The 18,965-nt window shown below is 73.5% G+C and carries 2 protein-coding genes; both read left to right on the top strand.

Annotation, left to right across the window (positions count from 1 at the left end):
* Positions 1 to 52 precede the first annotated feature (52 nt).
* The gene (locus AC07DI_RS05190; RefSeq protein WP_478902262.1) at positions 53 to 12,337 is read left to right on the top strand and encodes an SDR family NAD(P)-dependent oxidoreductase; all 12,285 of its coding nucleotides are present in this window, start codon (positions 53 to 55) and stop codon (positions 12,335 to 12,337) included.
* A 168-nt stretch (positions 12,338 to 12,505) separates the two neighbouring features.
* Positions 12,506 to 18,965, top strand: a 6,460-nt coding sequence (locus tag AC07DI_RS05195) for a type I polyketide synthase (protein WP_478902303.1), incomplete at its 3' end; no start/stop codon positions are given.

Below are 18,965 nucleotides of genomic sequence, written 5' to 3' on the forward strand. Positions count from 1 at the left end.
GCCGCATGGCGGCGGCGCACCCCGCGATCACGGGCGGGGAGCTAAAGCGCACATGGTGAGCGAAGAGAAGCTGGTCGACTACCTCAAGCGTGTCTCCGCGGACCTGCACGCCACCCGACAGCGGCTGCGCGAGGCCGAGGAGCGCGACCAGGAACCGGTGGCCGTCGTGGAGACGGCCTGCCGCTACCCCGGCGGCATCCGCACCCCCGAGGACCTGTGGGACCTGGTCTCCGCGGGCGGCCACGCGCTGGGCCCCTTCCCCGACAACCGGGGCTGGGACCTGGAGCGGCTCTTCCACCCCGACCCCGACCACCCGGGGACGAGCTACGCCCGCGAGGGCGGGTTCCTCCACGACGCCGACCTCTTCGACCCGGAGTTCTTCGGCATCAGCCCGCGCGAGGCCGCCGTACTCGACCCGCAGCAGCGGCTGCTCCTGGAGTGCGCCTGGGAGGCCCTGGAGCGTGCGGGCATCGACCCGCGGTCCCTGCGGGGGAGCCGCACCGGCGTGTACGCGGGGGCCGCGCTGCCCGGCTTCGGCACCCCGCACATCGACCCGGCGGCCGAGGGCCACCTCGTCACCGGCAGCGCCCCCAGCGTCCTCTCGGGCCGACTCGCCTACACCTTCGGCCTTGAAGGCCCGGCGGTGACCATTGACACCGCCTGCTCGTCGTCGCTGGTCGCCGTGCACCTGGCCGCCCACGCGCTGCGCCGCCGGGAGTGCGACCTGGCGCTCGCGGGAGGCGTCACGGTCATGACCAACCCGTACGTGTTCACCGAGTTCTCCCGCCAGCGGGGCCTGGCCGCCGACGGCCGCTGCAAGCCCTTCGCGGCCGCCGCCGACGGCACCGCCTTCTCCGAGGGCGCCGGACTCCTCGTACTGGAACGCCTCTGCGACGCCCGCCGCGCGGGCCACCGGGTGCTCGCCGTCATCCGCGGCTCCGCCGTCAACCAGGACGGCGCCAGCAACGGCCTGACCGCCCCCAACGGCCCCGCCCAGCAGCGGGTCATCCGCGCCGCCCTCGCCGGGGCGCGGCTCTCGCCCGCGGAGGTCGACGCGGTCGAGGCGCACGGCACCGGCACCCGGCTCGGCGACCCCATCGAGGCCGACGCGCTCCTCGCCACGTACGGGCAGGAACGGCACGGGAGCCGGCCGCTGTGGCTCGGCTCGGTCAAGTCCAACATCGGCCACACCCAGGGCGCGGCGGGCGCCGCGGGCCTGATCAAGATGGTCCAGGCACTGCGGCACCAGACGCTGCCCGCGACGTTGTACGCCGACGAGCCCACCCCGCACGCCGACTGGGAGTCGGGCGCGGTACGCCTGCTCACCGAACCGGTCGACTGGCCGCAGGGGGACGGCCGGGTCCGCAGGGCGGGCATCTCCTCCTTCGGCATCTCCGGCACCAACGCCCACCTCATCCTCGAAGAGGCACCTCCGACCGGCGCCGAACCGACAGCCGCCGAGAGCGCCCCCGATGAAGGCGCCGCGCCACGGCCCGTCACCCGGCTGCTGAACGCCGAACTCCCGCAGACCGTCGAACGCCCGCAGACTGCGGAACTCCCGCAGACCGCCGAACGGCGGCCGCTGCCCTGGCTGCTCTCCGCCCGCACCCCCGCCGCACTGCGCGCCCAGGCCGACGCGCTGGCCGGGTACCTCACCGCCCGGCCCGAAAGCCCCGCGCCCGACATCGGCGCGACACTGCTGCGCCGCACCCTGTTCGAGCACCGCGCCGTGGTGCTCGGCGACGACCACGACGCGTGTGCCGCAGCGCTGGCAGCCCTCGCCGCGGGCCGCTCCCACCCCGCCCTCACCCGCGCCGCGGGCCCGGCGAGGCCCGGCGGCACCGCCTTCCTGTTCACCGGTCAGGGCAGCCAACGCACCGGCATGGGCGCTCAGTTGTACGCGGACTTCGACGTCTTCGCCGATGCCTTGGACGAGATCTGCGCCCACCTGGACCCGCTGCTCGACCAGCCGCTGAAGCCCGTCCTGTTCGCCGCAGCCGACACCGCGCAGGCGGCGGCGCTGCACGGGACCGGGGTGACCCAAGCCGCCCTGTTCGCCCTCGAAGTCGCCCTGTACCGCCTGGTCACCTCCTTCGGTATCAAGCCCACTCAGCTGACCGGGCACTCCGTGGGCGAGATCGCCGCCGCACACGTGGCCGGAGTGTTCTCCCTGCCGGACGCCTGCAAACTGGTCGCGGCGCGCGGTCGCCTCATGCAGGCCCTGCCCCCCGGCGGCGCCATGCTCGCCGTCCAGGCGGCCGAGGACGACGTGCTCCCGCTGCTCGAAGGGAAGGAGGAGCGTCTCTCCCTCGCCGCAGTCAACGGCCCCACCGCCGTCGTCGTCTCGGGCGAGGCCACCGCCGTCACGGAGCTCGAACGGGCCCTGCGGGGGCGGGGACCAAAGGACGGTGAACGGAAGACCGGCGGAGTGAAGACCAAGCGCCTCAACGTCAGCCACGCCTTCCACTCGCCGCTCATCGAGCCGATGCTCGACGACTTCCGGCGCGTGGTCCGCACGCTGACTCTCCACCCACCGACGCTGCCCGTCGTCTCCAACCTCACCGGCCGACTCGCCGACGCGGAACTCCTGACCGACCCCGAGTACTGGGTGCGGCACGTCCGCCGCCCCGTGCGCTTCTTCGACGGGCTGGTCACGCTCGACGGCCAGAACGTCGTGCGGTACGTGGAGTTGGGGCCCGACCCCGTCCTCGCCACCATGGTCCAGGACTGCCTCCCGGGCCGGGCGGTTCCGGCGGACGACACCGACACGGGCACCGGCACCGACGCCGCCGAGGAGGCCGCGCCAGTCGTGACCGCCGTCCTGCGCGCCGGACACGACGAGACACGCACGCTCCTGAGCGCCGTCGCCGCGCTGCACACCGACGGCCACACCGCCGACTTCACCTCCCTCGTCCCGGCCGGGGCCGCGCAACTGCCGCTCCCCACCTACCGCTTCCAGCGTCGGCGCTACTGGCGTACGACTCCCGACGTCGCCGCACCCGCCCGCGCCGCCGACCTCCACGAAACCGGCCACCCGCTCCTGCCCGCCGTCATCCGGCAGGCAGACGGCGGCCTCCTGCTCGCGGGACGCCTGTCCCTGCGTACGCACCCGTGGCTCGCCGACCACACCATCGCGGGCGGCGTACCGCTGCCCGCCACCGCCTTCGTCGAACTCGCCCTGCTCGCGGGGCGGTACGCCGACTGCGACACCGTCGACGATCTGACCCTGGAAAGCCCGCTGCTGCTCGACGAGGCGGGCGCCGGTACTGGTATCGGTACTGGTCCTGATATCGGTACCGCTCCCGGTGTCGGTACCGCTTCCGGCGCCGTTCACATACAGGTCGCCCTCACCGCCCCGGACGCGTCCGGTCGCCGTACCCTCACCGTCCACACCCGCCCAGCCGACGACAACACCGGCACCGACAGGGGAAGTGGAAGCGGAGCCGGGGCCGATACCGATGCCGACGACGGCGGCGACAGCGCGGGACACCACAGCTGGCGCCGCCACGCCACCGGCGTCCTCGCAGCGGGCCCGGCCACCGAACCGTCCGCGCCCGATGCCGCGCCCTGGCCGCCCGCCGAAGCCACCGCTCTGGACGTCGACGCGCTGTACGACCGCCTCGACGCGCAGGGCTACCACTACGGGCCCGCCTTCCGCGCCGTCCACGCCGCCTGGCGGCACGGCGACGACCTGTACGCCGACGTCCGCCTCGCTGACGAACAGCGCGCCGAAGCCGACGCGTTCGGCCTGCACCCCGCCCTGCTCGACGCCGCCCTGCACGCCGTCGACGAGCTCTACCACGACGGTGAGGGGGAGGCGGAGGCCCCGGTCCGGCTGCCGTTCTCCTTCAGCGACATACGCCAGCACGCCACCGGCGCCACCCGCCTGCTGGCCCGCCTCAGCCCCCGCGGCGACGACCAGCTGCGGCTGACGCTGACGGACCCCGAGGGCGCCCCGGTCGCCACCATCGACGCCCTGCGGCTGCGCCTGATCCCCGCCGACCGCTGGCGCGCCGCCCGCCCCACCACGACCTCACCCCTGTACCACCTGGACTGGCAGCAACTCCCGCTGGCGGACGAGGCGTTCACCGGCAGAACCTGGGCCGTACTCGGCTCCGACGACACGGGAATCGGCCCCGCCGCCCACCACCCGGACCTGTCCGCCCTGACGGCCGCCGTCGCGAACGGCGAACCCGAGCCGGATCTCGTCTTCGCTCCCTTCCCCGCAGAGGTCGACGGCACGACGGCCACCCCCACCCGTGAGGGGGGCGTGGCAGGCGTCCCCACCCAGCTACGGGCCCACGCCCTGCGCGCCCTGGAGCTGCTGCGCGACTGGCTCGCCGCGGACAGCCTCACCGCCGCCCGGCTCGTCATCCTCACCAGCGGTGCCGTCACCGCCCGCACCGGCGACGGCCCCGCCGACCTGACCACCGCGCCCCTCTGGGGGCTGGTCCGCGCCGCCCAGGCCGAGCAGCCGGACCGCGTCCTGCTGGTGGACATCGACCAGGATGCCGCGTCACGCCGCGCGCTGCCGTCCGCCCTGGCTGCCGCGGTCAGCCACGCCGAGCCGGAACTCGCCCTCCGCGCGGGCACCGCACTCGTGCCGCGCCTCGCCGTCACCCCGCCCCGCCCCGACACCTCTGCCCCGCCCATCGCCTCCGAGGGCACCGTCCTCATCACCGGCGGCACCGGCGGGCTCGGCCGGGCCGTCGCCCGGCACCTGGCCACCGCACACGGCGCCCGCCACCTGCTCCTCGCCGGCCGCCGGGGCGAAGCCGCCGAAGGCGTCGCGGAGCTGCGCGCCGAGCTCGCCGACCTCGGTGACGGCGTCGACGTGCGCGCCGCGGCCTGCGACATCACCGACCCCGACGCGCTGACCGGACTCCTCTCCGACATTCCCGCCGCGCATCCGCTCACCGCCGTCGTCCACGCCGCGGGAGTCATCGACGACAGCCTCATCGCGGCGATGACGCCCGACCGGCTCGACACCGTCCTCGCACCGAAGGCCGACGCGGCCTGGCACCTGCACGAACTCACCCGCGACATGAACCTCGCGGCCTTCGTCCTCTTCTCCTCCGGCGCCTCCGTCATCGGCAACGCAGGCCAGGCCAACTACGCCGCCGCCAACGCCTTCCTCAACACCCTCGCCGAGCACCGGCGCGCCCGCGGCCTGGCCGCCACCTCGGTCGCCTGGGGCCTGTGGGAGTCGGCGTCCGGAGGCATGGCCGCCCGGCTCGCCGAGGCCGACCGCGCCCGCATCCTCCGTACCGGAGTGCGCGGCCTCGACGACGGCCGGGCCTTCGCCCTCTTCGACGCGGCTCTCCGCTCCCCGCACCCCACGGTCCTCGCCACCCGCTTCGACCGGGCCGTGCTGCGCGGCCAGGCCGCCGCCCGCACCCTGCAGCCCGCCCTGCGCGGCCTGGTACGAGCCCCGCGCCCCACCGCCGCCACCGCCGCCACCGCCGAAGAGAGCGCGCCCACCTCATGGAGCGCCCGGCTCGCCCGCCTGACCGACGCCGACCGCGACCGCGCACTCAGCGAACTCATCCGCGAGCACATCGCGACCGTCCTGGCCCACCCTTCCCCGCACGCCATCGAACTGGGCCGCGCATTCCAGGAGTTGGGCTTCGACTCGCTCACCGCCCTGGAACTGCGCAACCGCCTCTCCACCGCCACCGGCATCCGGCTCCCGGCCACCCTCATCTTCGACCACCCCAGCCCCAACGCCCTCGTACGCCACCTGCGCAGCCTCCTGCCCGACGGCGACCGGCACACGGCCCCGGCCGCCCTCGCGCCGACGGCACGCACCACGGCCACCGACGACGACCCCATCGCCATCGTCGGCATGGCCTGCCGCTACCCGGGCGGCGTGACCTCCCCCGAAGAGCTGTGGCAGCTCGTGGCGAGTGGCACCGACGCCGTCGGCCCGTTCCCCGAGGACCGCGGCTGGGACACGGACACACTGTTCGACCCCGACCCCGACCGGGTCGGCCACAGCTACACCCGCGAAGGCGGCTTCCTCTACGACGCCGCCCGGTTCGACGCAGGGTTCTTCGGCATCAGCCCGCGCGAGGCAGCGGCCACCGACCCGCAGCAGCGACTGCTGCTCGAAACCGCCTGGCAGGCCTTCGAACACGCGGGCATCGACCCGGCCGCCCTGCGGGGCACCTCCTGCGGCGTCATCACCGGGATCATGTACGACGACTACGGCTCCCGCTTCCTCGCCCGCAAACCGGACGGCTTCGAGGGCCGCATCATGACCGGCAGCACACCGAGCGTCGCCTCCGGCCGGATCGCCTACACCTTCGGCCTGGAAGGCCCCGCCATCACGGTGGACACCGCCTGCTCCTCCTCACTGGTCGCGATGCACCTGGCGGCCCAGTCGCTGCGGCAGGGAGAATGCGACCTGGCGCTCGCCGGCGGCGCGACCGTCATGGCGACCCCGAACACCTTCGTCGAGTTCTCGCGCCAGCGCGGCCTGGCCCCCGACGGCCGCTGCAAGCCGTTCGCCGCCGCGGCCGACGGCACGGGCTGGGGCGAGGGCGCCGGACTCGTCGTCCTGGAACGCCTCTCCGACGCCCGCCACAACGGCCACAAGGTTTTGGCCCTGCTGCGCGGCTCGGCGGTCAACCAGGACGGCGCCAGCAACGGCATGACGGCCCCGAACGGCCCCTCCCAGGAACGCGTCATCCGCGCCGCCCTGTCCGGCGCGGGCCACGCCCCCGAAGACATCGACGCGGTGGAGGCGCACGGCACCGGCACGACGCTGGGCGACCCGATCGAGGCGCAGGCGCTCCTTGCGACGTACGGCCAAGAGCGCGATGCGGAACGGCCGTTGTGGCTCGGTTCGATCAAGTCGAACATCGGCCATACGCAGGCTGCGGCGGGCGTCGCCGGTGTCATCAAGATGGTGATGGCGCTGCGCCACGAGCAATTGCCCACCACCCTGCACGCCGACGAGCCGAGCCCCCACGTGGAGTGGCAAGGAGGCGGAGTACGCCTGCTGACCGAACCGGTCCCGTGGTCGCGCGGCGAACGTGCGCGCCGCGCCGGGGTGTCGTCCTTCGGTATCTCGGGGACGAACGCGCATCTGATCCTGGAGGAAGCGCCGGAGGATGCGCCGGAGGAGACGGTTCCCGAGGTGTCGCAGGAGGCGCCCGGGGCTGTGGTGCCGTGGGTGGTGTCCGGACGTGGCGAGGCCGCATTGCGGGAACAGGCGCGTCGGCTGAGCGAGTTCCTGGCGACTGCGGATTCACTGAGCACCTCGGCGGCAGCGTCGGCGGAAGTCGGCTGGTCGCTGGTCAAGACGCGGTCGGTGTTCGAGAACCGGGCTGTGGTGGTGGGCCGGGAGCGTGCGGAGCTTGTGGCGGGGTTGCGTTCGCTGGCTGCGGGTGAGCCGTCGGCGCATGTGGTCGAAGGGGCTGTGCGGGGGGCTTCCGGTGCCGGTCCGGTGTTGGTGTTTCCGGGGCAGGGGTCGCAGTGGGTGGGGATGGGGGCTCGGCTGCTGGATGAGTCGCCTGTGTTCGCGGGTCGGATTGCTGAGTGTGAGCGGGCGTTGTCGGCGTATGTGGACTGGTCGTTGACGGAGGTGCTGCGGGGGGACGGGAGTGAGCTGTCCCGGGTTGAGGTGGTGCAGCCGGTGTTGTGGGCGGTGATGGTGTCGCTGGCGGCCGTGTGGGCGGACTGCGGCATCAAGCCCGCTGCTGTGATCGGTCACTCGCAGGGCGAGATGGCCGCCGCATGTGTGGCCGGTGCGCTGTCGTTGGAGGATGCGGCGCGGATCGTTGCTGTACGCAGTGAGGCGCTGAGGCAGTTGCAGGGGCACGGGGACATGGCCTCGCTGGGGGTGAGTGCGGAGGAAGCGGCTGAGTTGATCGGCGACGACCGGCCCGGCGTGTGCGTCGCCGCCGTCAATGGGCCCTCGTCTACGGTGATTTCCGGCCCGCCCGAGCATGTGGCCGCTGTCGTGGCGGATGCCGAGGCACGTGGCCTGCGCGCCCGGGTCATCGACGTCGGGTATGCCTCCCACGGCCCTCAGATCGACCAGCTCCACGACCTGCTCACCGAGCGTCTCGCCGACATCCGGCCCTCCCGTACGGACGTGGCGTTCTACTCCACGGTGACCGCGGAACGGCTTGCCGACACCACTGCCCTCGACACCGCCTACTGGGTCACCAACCTTCGCCGGCCCGTCCGCTTCGCCGACACCATCGAGACGCTGTTGGCCGACGGCTACCGGCTCTTCATCGAGGCCAGCCCCCACCCCGTCCTCAACCTCGGTATGGAGGAGACCATCGAGCAGGCGGATGTCTCCGCCACCGTCGTCCCCACCCTTCGCCGCGACCACGGCGACACCACCCAGCTCACCCGCGCCGCCGCACACGCCTTCACCGCAGGCGCCCACATCGACTGGCGGCGCTGGTTCCCGGCCGACCCCACCCCCCGTACCGTCGACCTCCCCACCTACGCCTTCCAGCACCAGCACTACTGGCTGGAGGAACCCACCGCAGGCACGGGTGACGCCGCAGGCCTCGGGATGTCCTCCGTCGGTCATCCGTTGCTGGGCGCCTGCGTGGAGCTCGCCGAGTCCGACTCGTACGTGCTCACCGGGCGGCTCACGCCCAAGGCGCCCTCATGGCTGGCCGAACACGTGGTGGCCGGAACGGCCCTCGTGCCCGGTGCGGCGATGGTCGAGTGGGCGCTGCGAGCGGCGGACGAGGCGGGCTGCGCCACCCTGGACGAGCTGCTGCTCCAGGCGCCCCTGATACTCCCCGACTCCGGCGGGCTACAGATCCAGGTGACCGTGGGGGCGGCGGACGAGGACGGCCGACGTGACGTACACGTGTACTCGCGACTGGACCGAGCGGATGGCGGCTCCGCTTGGCTGTGCCATGCCGTTGGCGCGGTGAGCCCTGAACCTGTGCCTGCGGAGCCGCAGGTGGCAGGCGAGTGGCCGCCGTCCGGTGCCGAAGCGGTGGACGTCGCGGACTTCTACGCGCGGGCCTCGGAGGCCGGATACGCGTACGGACCGGCGTTCCAAGGGCTGCGGGCGCTGTGGCGGCACGGCTCTGATCTGCTCGCCGAGGTTGAGCTGCCCGAACAGGCGGGCACACGCGACGGGTTCGGGATTCACCCCGCCCTGCTCGACGCCGCCCTGCACCCGCTCATGCTCCTCGACCGGCCCGGCGACGGACAGATGTGGCTGCCGTTCGCGTGGCGCGGGGTGTCCCTGAGTGCGGACGGTGCGACCCACGTCCGTGTCCGGCTCAGCCCGCAGGGGGATGCGGCCGAGCGGGAGCTGCGGGTCGAGATCGCCGACGGTACCGGCGCGCCCGTTCTGAGGGCCGACGCGCTGACACTGCGCGCGGCCGACCCCCGGCAACTGGCGTCCGCCGTCAACACCGGTGTCGACGGGCTCTACACCGTGGAGTGGACGCCGCTCCCCGCGCCGCGGGCCGCCGCGCCGGACGGCGGCGGCTGGGTCGGGCTGACGAACGGAGCCGGTCCGGCCGACGTGGTGCCGACGGGTGGCGGCGACGTGCCCTGGGCGGTGCTCGCTCCCGTCGAGGCCTCCGCCGGTGACGGTGGCATGCCGGTCGTCGAGCGGGTCCTCGCGCTGGTGCAGGAGTTCCTGGCCGTGCCGGAGCTGGCGGACTCGCGGCTCCTCGTGGTGACGCGGGGCGCGGTGGCCACCCATGGCGATGCGGACGTGGATGCCTCCGCCGCGGCCGTGTGGGGCCTGGTGCGCACCGCGCAGTCGGAGAACCCGGGCAGGTTGGCCCTGCTCGACGTCGAGCCCGGTGCCGCGGTGGGCGGCTTGGACCGCCTGGACGGCCTGGATGGCTTGGGCGGCGGCGAGCTGCCGCAAACCCTGCTGCGTCAAGCCGTCGAAGACCTCGACGAGCCCCAACTCGCCCTACGCAGCGGCTCCGTGCTCGTCCCCAGGATGATGCCCGCGGGCGCGCCCGAAGAGCTGGTCCCCCCGGCCGGCGCCTCCGTCTGGCGTCTCGGCACCTCGGGCACCGCCACCCTGGAGAACCTGTCGGTCATCGACGCCCCGGAGGCGCTCGCACCGTTGGAGGCCGGTCAGGTGCGGATCGCCGTACGGGCGGCGGGCATGAACTTCCGCGACGTGCTGATCGCGTTGGGCATGTACCCCGACAAGGGCACCTTCGCCGGGAGCGAGGGCGCGGGCCATGTGACGGAGGTCGGGCCCGGCGTGACCCATCTGTCGGTCGGTGACCGTGTGATGGGCCTCTTCGAGGGCGCGTTCGCCCCGCTGGCGGTCGCGGATGCCCGGATGGTCGTCCCGGTGCCGGAGGGCTGGAGTCTGCGGGAGGCGGCAGCGGTGCCCGTGGCGTTCCTGACGGCCTGGTACGGGCTGGTCGACCTCGGGCGCCTCCAAGCGGGTGAGTCGCTGCTCATCCACGCCGGTACCGGCGGCGTGGGCATGGCCGCCGTCCAGATCGCCCGCCATCTGGGCGCCGAGGTGTACGCCACCGCGAGCCCCGGCAAGCACGGTGTGCTCGACGGCATGGGCATCGACACGGCCCACCGCGCGTCGTCCCGCGATCTCGGCTTCGAGCAGGTCCTGCGGGAGGCAACGGGCGGGCGGGGCGTGGACGTCGTACTCAACAGCCTGGCGGGGGAGTTCACCGACGCCTCGCTGCGCCTGCTCGCCGAGGGCGGACGCATGGTCGACATGGGCAAGACCGACAAACGGGACCCCGACCGGGTCGCGGCCGACCACGCGGGCGCCTGGTACCGGGCCTTCGACCTCGTGCCGCACGCCGGACCCGAACGGATCGGGGTGATGCTGGCGGAGCTGGGAGAGCTGTTCGCCTCCGGCGCTCTGGCCCCGCCGCCGGTCACGTCCTGGCCGCTGGGGCGGGCGCGGGACGCCTTCCGGTTCATGAGTCAGGCCAAGCACACCGGCAAGCTGGTGCTGGAGATCCCGCCCGCTCTCGACCCGGACGGCACGGTGCTCATCACCGGAGGTACCGGTGTCCTCGCTGCCGCCGTGGCCGAGCACCTGGTCACGCGGTGGGGCGTACGGCATCTGCTGCTGGCCGGAAGGCGTGGACCCGAGGCGCCCGGAAGCTCTGAACTGGCGGTGCGGCTAAGGGGGTTGGGCGCCGAGGTGAGCGTAGTCGCGGCCGATGTCAGTGACGCGGATGTCGTGGCGGAGCTCGTCGGCAGGACGGACCCGGCGCACCCGCTGACCGGAGTGATCCATGCCGCCGGCGTCCTGGACGACGCGGTCGTCACCGCGCAGACCCCCGACCGGCTCGCCCGGGTGTGGGCCGCGAAGGCGGCCGCGACGCGCCATCTGCACGAGGCGACACGCGGGATGCGGCTCGGCCTGTTCGTGGTGTTCTCCTCGGCAGCCGCGACCCTCGGCAGCCCTGGCCAGGCCAACTACGCGGCCGCCAACGCCTACGCCGAGGCCCTCGTCCAGCGCCGCCGGGCCGAGGGACTGACCGGCCTCTCCATCGGCTGGGGCCTGTGGCGGACCGCGAGCGGCATGACCGGGCATCTGGGCGAGACCGACCTGGCACGCATGAAACGCACCGGGTTCACCCCGCTGACCACCGAGCGCGCACTGGCGCTGCTCGACGCCGCCCGCGCCCACGGCCGGCCGAACGTCGTCGTGTTGGACCTCGACGCGCGAGCCGTCGCCGCGCAGCCCACCGATGCCCGGCCCGTCCTCCTGCGCGCCATCGCCGCCACGGTTCCGGGCGGCCGGAGCGCCCGGCGGACCGCGGCGGCGGGCGCTCCGGCCGCCGCGGCGGCCGGTCTCGCCACCCGGCTCGCCGGACTGCCGCCCGCCGAACGGCGCCGACTGCTGCTCGACCTCGTCCGGACACACGTCGCAGGCGTCCTCGGGCACACCGACCACGACGCCGTCCGCCCGGACACCTCGTTCAAGGAGCTCGGCTTCGACTCCCTGACCGCCGTGGAACTGCGCAACCGGCTGGCCGCGGCGACCGGCCTCAAGCTGCCCGCGGCGCTCGTCTTCGACTACCCGGAGTCCGCCACACTCGTCGAACACCTCCTTGAGCGCCTGTCGCCCGACGGCGCCCCGCCGCCCCTCAAGGACGCCGCGGACCCCGTACTCAACGAACTCGGCAGGATCGAGTCCACCCTGGACGCCCTCGGTCAGGCCCTCGACGACGACGCGCGCGGCCGGGTCACCAGGCGCCTCAACACCTTGCTGGCGAAGGTGAACGGCGCGGGGGCCGGTGCCGCGGCCGGAGCGGCGGGCGTGGCGGGCCTGGAGGCACTCGACGACGTCTCCGACGACGAGATGTTCGAGTTCATCGACCGCGAACTATGACCTGCCGACCTGCCGCTTGAACTACCGCCCTACCGCCCTACCGCTCTACCGCCCTACCGACCGAGAGCAGCGACCCTCTGCCCCCCAACCTTCCCCCACCCCCGGTGCCCTTCACTGATGGAGAAGTGACGTTCGATGGCGAGTAACGAAGAAAAGCTTCGTCAGTACCTGAAGCGGGTCACCGTGGACCTGGGCCAGGCCCGTCAGCGCCTACGCGAGGTGGAGGAGCGTTCCCAGGAGCCGATCGCCATCGTCTCCATGGCGTGCCGCTTCCCCGGCGACACCCGTACGCCCGAGGCCCTGTGGGACCTGGTGGCCGAGGGCGGTGATGCCATCGGCGACTTCCCCGCCAACCGGGGCTGGGACCTGGAGGGCCTCTACCACCCGGACCCCGACCACCCCGGCACCAGCTACGTGCGGCGCGGCGGGTTCCTGCACGACGCCCCCGCCTTCGACGCCTCCTTCTTCGGGATCAGCCCGCGCGAGGCGCTGGCCATGGACCCGCAGCAGCGGGTGCTGATGGAGACCGCCTGGCAGCTCCTCGAACGGGCCGGCATCGACCCGGCGGACCTGAAGCTCACCGCCACCGGCGTCTACGTAGGGGCCGGAGTGCTCGGCTTCGGCGGCGCGCAGCCCGACAGGACGGTGGAGGGCCATCTGCTGACCGGCAACGCGCTCAGCGTCCTCTCCGGCCGCATCTCCTTCACCCTCGGCCTGGAGGGCCCGTCGGTGAGTGTCGACACGGCGTGCTCCTCGTCGCTGGTCGCGATGCACCTGGCGGCCCAGGCGCTGCGCATGGGCGAGTGCGAGTTGGCGCTGGCCGGTGGCGTGACCGTGATGTCGACGCCCGGCGCGTTCACCGAGTTCTCGCGGCAGGGCGCGCTGTCGCCCGACGGCCGTTCCAAGGCGTTCGCGGCCTCGGCCGACGGTACGGGCTTCTCCGAGGGCGCCGGTCTGCTCCTGCTGGAGCGGCTCTCCGACGCGCGCCGCAACGGCCACGAGGTCCTGGCCGTGATACGTGGCTCGGCCGTCAACCAGGACGGTGCGAGCAACGGTCTCACCGCGCCCAACGGCCCCTCGCAGGAACGCGTCATCCGGGCGGCCCTCGCCAACGCGGGCCTGGGCGCCGCCGAGGTCGACGCGGTCGAGGCGCACGGCACCGGCACCAGGCTCGGCGACCCCATCGAGGCCGGCGCCCTGCTCGCCACCTACGGCCGTGACCGGGACGAGGACCGGCCGCTCTGGCTCGGCTCGGTCAAGTCGAACATCGGTCACCCGCAGGGCGCCGCGGGCGTCGCGGGCGTCATCAAGATGGTGATGGCGCTGCGGCGCGAACTGCTGCCCGCCACGTTGTACGTCGACGAGCCCACCCCGCACGTCGACTGGTCCGCGGGCTCCGTCAGGCTCCTGAGCGAACCGGTGCCGTGGCCGCGCGGCGAACGCCCGCGCCGCGCGGGCGTGTCCGCCTTCGGCATGTCGGGGACGAACGCCCACGTTATCCTGGAGGAGGCGCCCGAGGCGCCCACGGAGCTCAAGGAACCTACGGAGCCCGGTGAGGCTCAGGGGACGACGCCCCAGGGGGCCACCGAGCGGCCCACGACCGCTGGACCGGTGGCCGACACGGTGGTGCCCTGGGTGGTCTCTGCGCGCGGCGAGGACGCGCTGCGGGCACAGGCCGCCCGGCTGGCCGAGCACGTGGAGACGGACCTGCGATCGGCATCGCCCGTCGAGGTGGGCTGGTCCCTCACCACCACACGATCGGTGTTCGAGAACCGGGCCGTCGTCATCGGCGCGGACCGCACGGAACTCCTCGCCGGCCTGCGGTCGCTGGCGGCGGGCGAGGTGTCACCGGACGTGGTGTCGGGCACGGCGGGCGCGAAGGGCCCGGGACCTGTCCTCGTGTTCCCGGGACAGGGCGGCCAGTGGGTGGGCATGGGAGTCCACCTACTCGACCAGTCACCCGTGTTCGCGTCCCGTATCGCCGAGTGCGAGCAGGCACTCTCCGCGTACGTCGACTGGTCCCTGACCGACGTGCTGCGCGCGGACGGCACGGAACTGTCCCGGATCGACGTCATCCAGCCGGTGCTGTGGGCCGTCATGGTCGCGCTCGCCGACGTCTGGGCCGACCAGGGCATCGAGCCCGCCGCGGTCGTCGGCCACTCACAGGGCGAGATAGCCGCCGCATGCGTCGTCGGCGCGATCTCCCTGGAGGAGGCCGCGCGTATCGTCGCGGTCCGCAGCATCCTGCTGCGACAGCTGTCCGGACACGGCGGCATGGCGTCCCTCGGCATGAGCCAGGAGCAGGCCGCCGAACTGATCGACGGCCACCCGGGCGTCGTCGTCGCCGCCGTCAACGGCCCCTCGTCCACCGTCATTTCGGGCCCGCCCGAGGGTATCGAGGCCGTCGTCGCCGACGCCAAGGAACGTGGCCTGCGCGCCCGCGCCGTCGCCTCCGACGTCGCAGGGCACGGACCGCAGCTGGACGCGATCATGGACCAGCTCACCGAGGGCCTCGCCGGCATCGACCCCACCCCCACCGACATCGCCTTCTACTCCACCGTCACCGGCGGACACCTCCCCGACACCACCGCCCTGGACTCCGCGTACTGGGTGCGGAACGTGCGTCGAACGGTACGTTTCGCCGACACGGTCGACGCGCTGCTTGCGGATGGGTACCGCCTGTTCATCGAGGTCAGCCCGCACCCCGTCCTCAACCTGGCGACGGAGGCGCTCATCGAACGGGCGGACGTCTCCGCCACCGTTGTCCCCACGCTCCGGCGCGATCACGGCGACGCCACCCAGCTCGCCCGCGCCGCCGCCCAGGCGTTCACGGCGGGCGCCGACGTCGACTGGCGCCGCTGGTTCCCGGCCGACCCCGCTCCTCGTACCGTCGACCTGCCCACCTACGCCTTCCAGCGTCAGGACTTCTGGATCGCCCCCGCCGCCGGAAAGGCGGGCGACCCCGCCGGGCTCGGCCTCGCCGCGTCGGGACACCCGCTCCTCGGTGCCTCCGTCGGCCTCGCCGGCGGTGACGTACACCTGCTGAGCGGCCGTCTCTCCCGGCAGTCGGCGTCCTGGCTGGACGACCACGCCGTGGTGGGCCAGGCACTGGTCCCCGGCGCCGCACAGGTGGAGTGGGTGCTGCGCGCTGCCGACGAGGCGGGCTGCCCCGCCCTGGAGGAGCTGACGCTGCAGACGCCGCTCGTCCTGCCCGACTCCGGGGGCCTGCGGATCCAGGTCGTCGTGGAAGCGGCCGACGCCCACGGCCGCCGCGACGTCCACGTGTTCTCCCGCCCCGATGACGACGACGCCTTCGCGTCGTCGCACCCTTGGACCTGCCACGCCACCGGCGTGCTCGGCCCCGAGCCGGCGGACGCCGCGGCCGAGGCCCTGGACGGCCCCTGGCCCCCCGCCGGCGCCGAACCGGCCGACCTCGACGACCTCTACGCGCGGGCCGACCGGACCGGATACGGCTACGGGCCCGCGTTCCGGGGCGTGCGCGCCCTGTGGCGGCACGGCAACGACGTCCTGGCCGAGGTGGCGCTGCCCAAGGAGGCCGGCGAACCGGACGGCTTCGGCATCCACCCGGCCCTCTTCGACGCGGTTCTGCAGCCCGCGGCCCTGCTGCTCCCCGCCGCCGAAGCCGGACACGTCTGGCTGCCGTTCGCCTGGAACGACGTGGCCCTGCACGCTGTGCGGGCCACCACGGTCCGGGTACGGCTCACCCTGCTCGGCGACCGGATCGACCAAGGCCTGCGGATCACCGTGGCCGACGCCGTGGGCGCACCGGTGCTCACGGTGCGGGATCTGCGTTCCCGCCCCACGGACACCGGCCGCCTCGCCGCGGCGGGGGCTCGTGACCGGCACGGACTGTTCGACCTGGAGTGGACGCCGGTCGCGGCAGCAGCCGGGGGCGTCACTGGCAACGCCCCCGAGAACGCCCCTGACACCGCGCCCGAGAACACCGACTGGGTGACCCTCGGCGAGGACGTCGCGAGCCTGCCCGCCCTGCTGGCGTCCGTCGAAGCCGGCGCTCCGGTGCCGTCGCTGGTGGCCGCCCCCGTCACGCCCGACTCCGGCGACGACGGCCTGGCCCTCGCCACCCGAGTCCTCGACCTGGTCCGGACGTGGCTCGCCGCACCTCTCACCGACTCCCCCCTCGTGCTGGTGACACGGGGCGCGGTGGCCTTCGAGGGTGACGGCGGGGGCGACGGCACGGACGGCGATGGTGGGGCGGACGTGGATGTGGACGTGGCGGCCGCGGCAACGTGGGGCCTGGTCCGCAGTGCCCAGTCCGAGCACCCCGACCGCTTCACGCTGGTCGACCTGGGCCCGGACGACACGCTCGCCGCGGCCATAATGGCGGCGCGCCTGGACGAGCCCCAACTCGCCGTGCACGAGGGTGAGGTACGAGTCCCGCGGCTCATCCGAGCCGAACCCCGAATGACACCAGCCGCCGAGCCTGGCGCGTCCAACGGCTCCGGCACGTCCGGCGGGTCGGCGGACATCGACCCGCGGGGGACGATCCTCATCACCGGCGGCACCGGAGTACTGGGCCGACTGGTCGCCGAACACCTCGTACGCAAGTGCGGGGCTCGCCACCTGCTCCTCGCGAGCCGACGGGGCGACGCGGCACCCGGGAGCGCGGAACTCGTGTCGCAGCTGGCCGAGTTGGGCGCCACCGTGACCATCGCGACGGCCGACGTCAGCGACGTGGAGTCGGTCGCCCAGCTGGTCGCGTCCGTCGACCCGGCGCATCCGCTGACCGGGGTGGTCCACGCCGCCGGTGTCCTGGACGACGCCGTGGTCACTGCCCAGACCCCCGAGAGCCTCGCGCGGGTGTGGGCAGCGAAGGCGACCGCCGCGCGCCATCTGCACGAGGCGACACGCGAGACGCCCCTCGCCCTGTTCGTGGTGTTCTCCTCGGCGGCGGCCTCGCTCGGCAGTCCCGGACAGGCCAACTACGCCGCCGCCAACGCGTACTGCGACGCCCTCGTCCAGCACCGCAGGGCCCAGGGCCTCGCGGGCCTCTCCATCGCCTGGGGCCTGTGGCAGGCGACCAGCGGCATGACGGGCGAGCTGAGCCGGACGGACCTGGCACGCATGAAGCGCACCGGTTTTGCCGCGCTCACCGACGAAGGCGGCCTGGCGTTGTTCGACGCCGCCCGGGCCCACGACCGCGCGTACGTGGTCGCGGCCGACCTCGACCCGCGCGCCGTGACCGACGGCCTCTCCCCGCTCCTGCGCACCCTCACCGACACCGCCATCGGCACCCGGCGGCGCGTGGCCTCGGAGGGCCTCGCCGACGGGGCCCTCGCGGGGCGCCTGGCGGGCCTCGACGCGGAGGGCCGCCTGCAACTCCTCACCGATGTCGTACGCGAGTACGTCGCGGCCGTGCTCGGCCACGGGTCGGCGGCCCAGGTGAAGGTCGACGTCGCCTTCAAGGACCTGGGCTTCGACTCGCTGACGGCAGTCGAACTGCGCAACCGGCTGTCGGCCGCTTGCGGCGAACGGCTCCCCGCCACACTCGTCTTCGACCACCCCACCCCCCAGGCCCTCGCCGCCCACCTGGCGCACCGCCTGGCAGGCGCCTCGGCCTCCGCACCCGCATCGGCGTCCGCCCCCGTCGTCCTACGCTCACGCCGGGCGACGGCGGACACGGACGACCCGATCGCGATCGTCGCCATGACCTGCCGATTCCCCGGCGGTGTCACCTCCGCCGAGGACCTGTGGAGCCTGCTCGACGCCCGCACGGACGCGATGGGCGCCTTCCCCACCGACCGCGGCTGGGACCTGGAACGGCTCTTCCACCCCGACCCGGACCACCCCGGCACCAGCTACGCCGACGAGGGCGGTTTCCTGCCGGACGCGGGGGATTTTGACGCCGCGTTCTTCGGGATCAATCGGCGTGAGGCGTTGGCGATGGATCCGCAGCAGCGTTTGCTGCTGGAGGCGTCGTGGGAGGTGTTCGAGCGTGCGGGTATCGATCCGACGACGCTCAAGGGCAGCCTGACCGGCACATACGTCGGTCTGATGAACCACGACTACGCCAAGTCCTTCCCCGAGGCCGACCCTCAACTGGAGGGCTACGCCTACCTGGCGAGCACCGGCAGCATGGTGTCCGGCCGGGTCGCCTACACCTTCGGCTTGGAAGGCCCGGCGGTGACGGTCGACACGGCGTGCTCCTCGTCCCTCGTCTCCATCCACCTCGCGGCACAGGCACTGCGCCAGGGCGAATGCGACCTGGCCCTCGCGGGCGGTGTCTCCGTCGTGGCCGACCCGGACATGTTCGCGGGCTTCTCGCGCCAGCGCGGTCTGTCACCCGACGGCCGCTGCAAGCCGTACGCGGCCGCCGCCGACGGAGTCGGCTTCTCCGAGGGAGTCGGAGTACTCCTCCTCGAACGACTCTCGGACGCGCGCCGTAACGGCCACCAAGTCCTGGCGGTGGTGCGGGGTTCGGCGGTGAATCAGGACGGTGCGAGTAATGGTTTGACGGCGCCGAATGGTCCGTCGCAGGAGCGGGTGATTCGACAGGCGTTGGCCAGTGGTGGGCTGGTGGCTGCTGATGTGGATGTGGTGGAGGGTCACGGTACGGGGACGACGTTGGGTGATCCGATCGAGGCGCAGG

Source organism: Streptomyces sp. NPDC044106 (genome assembly GCF_056433985.1).

Excerpts from the sequence above, each read along its gene's own strand:
- AC07DI_RS05190 (WP_478902262.1), top strand. The coding sequence starts at position 53 with ATGGTGAGCGAAGAGAAGCTGGTCGACTACCTCAAGCGTGTCTCCGCG.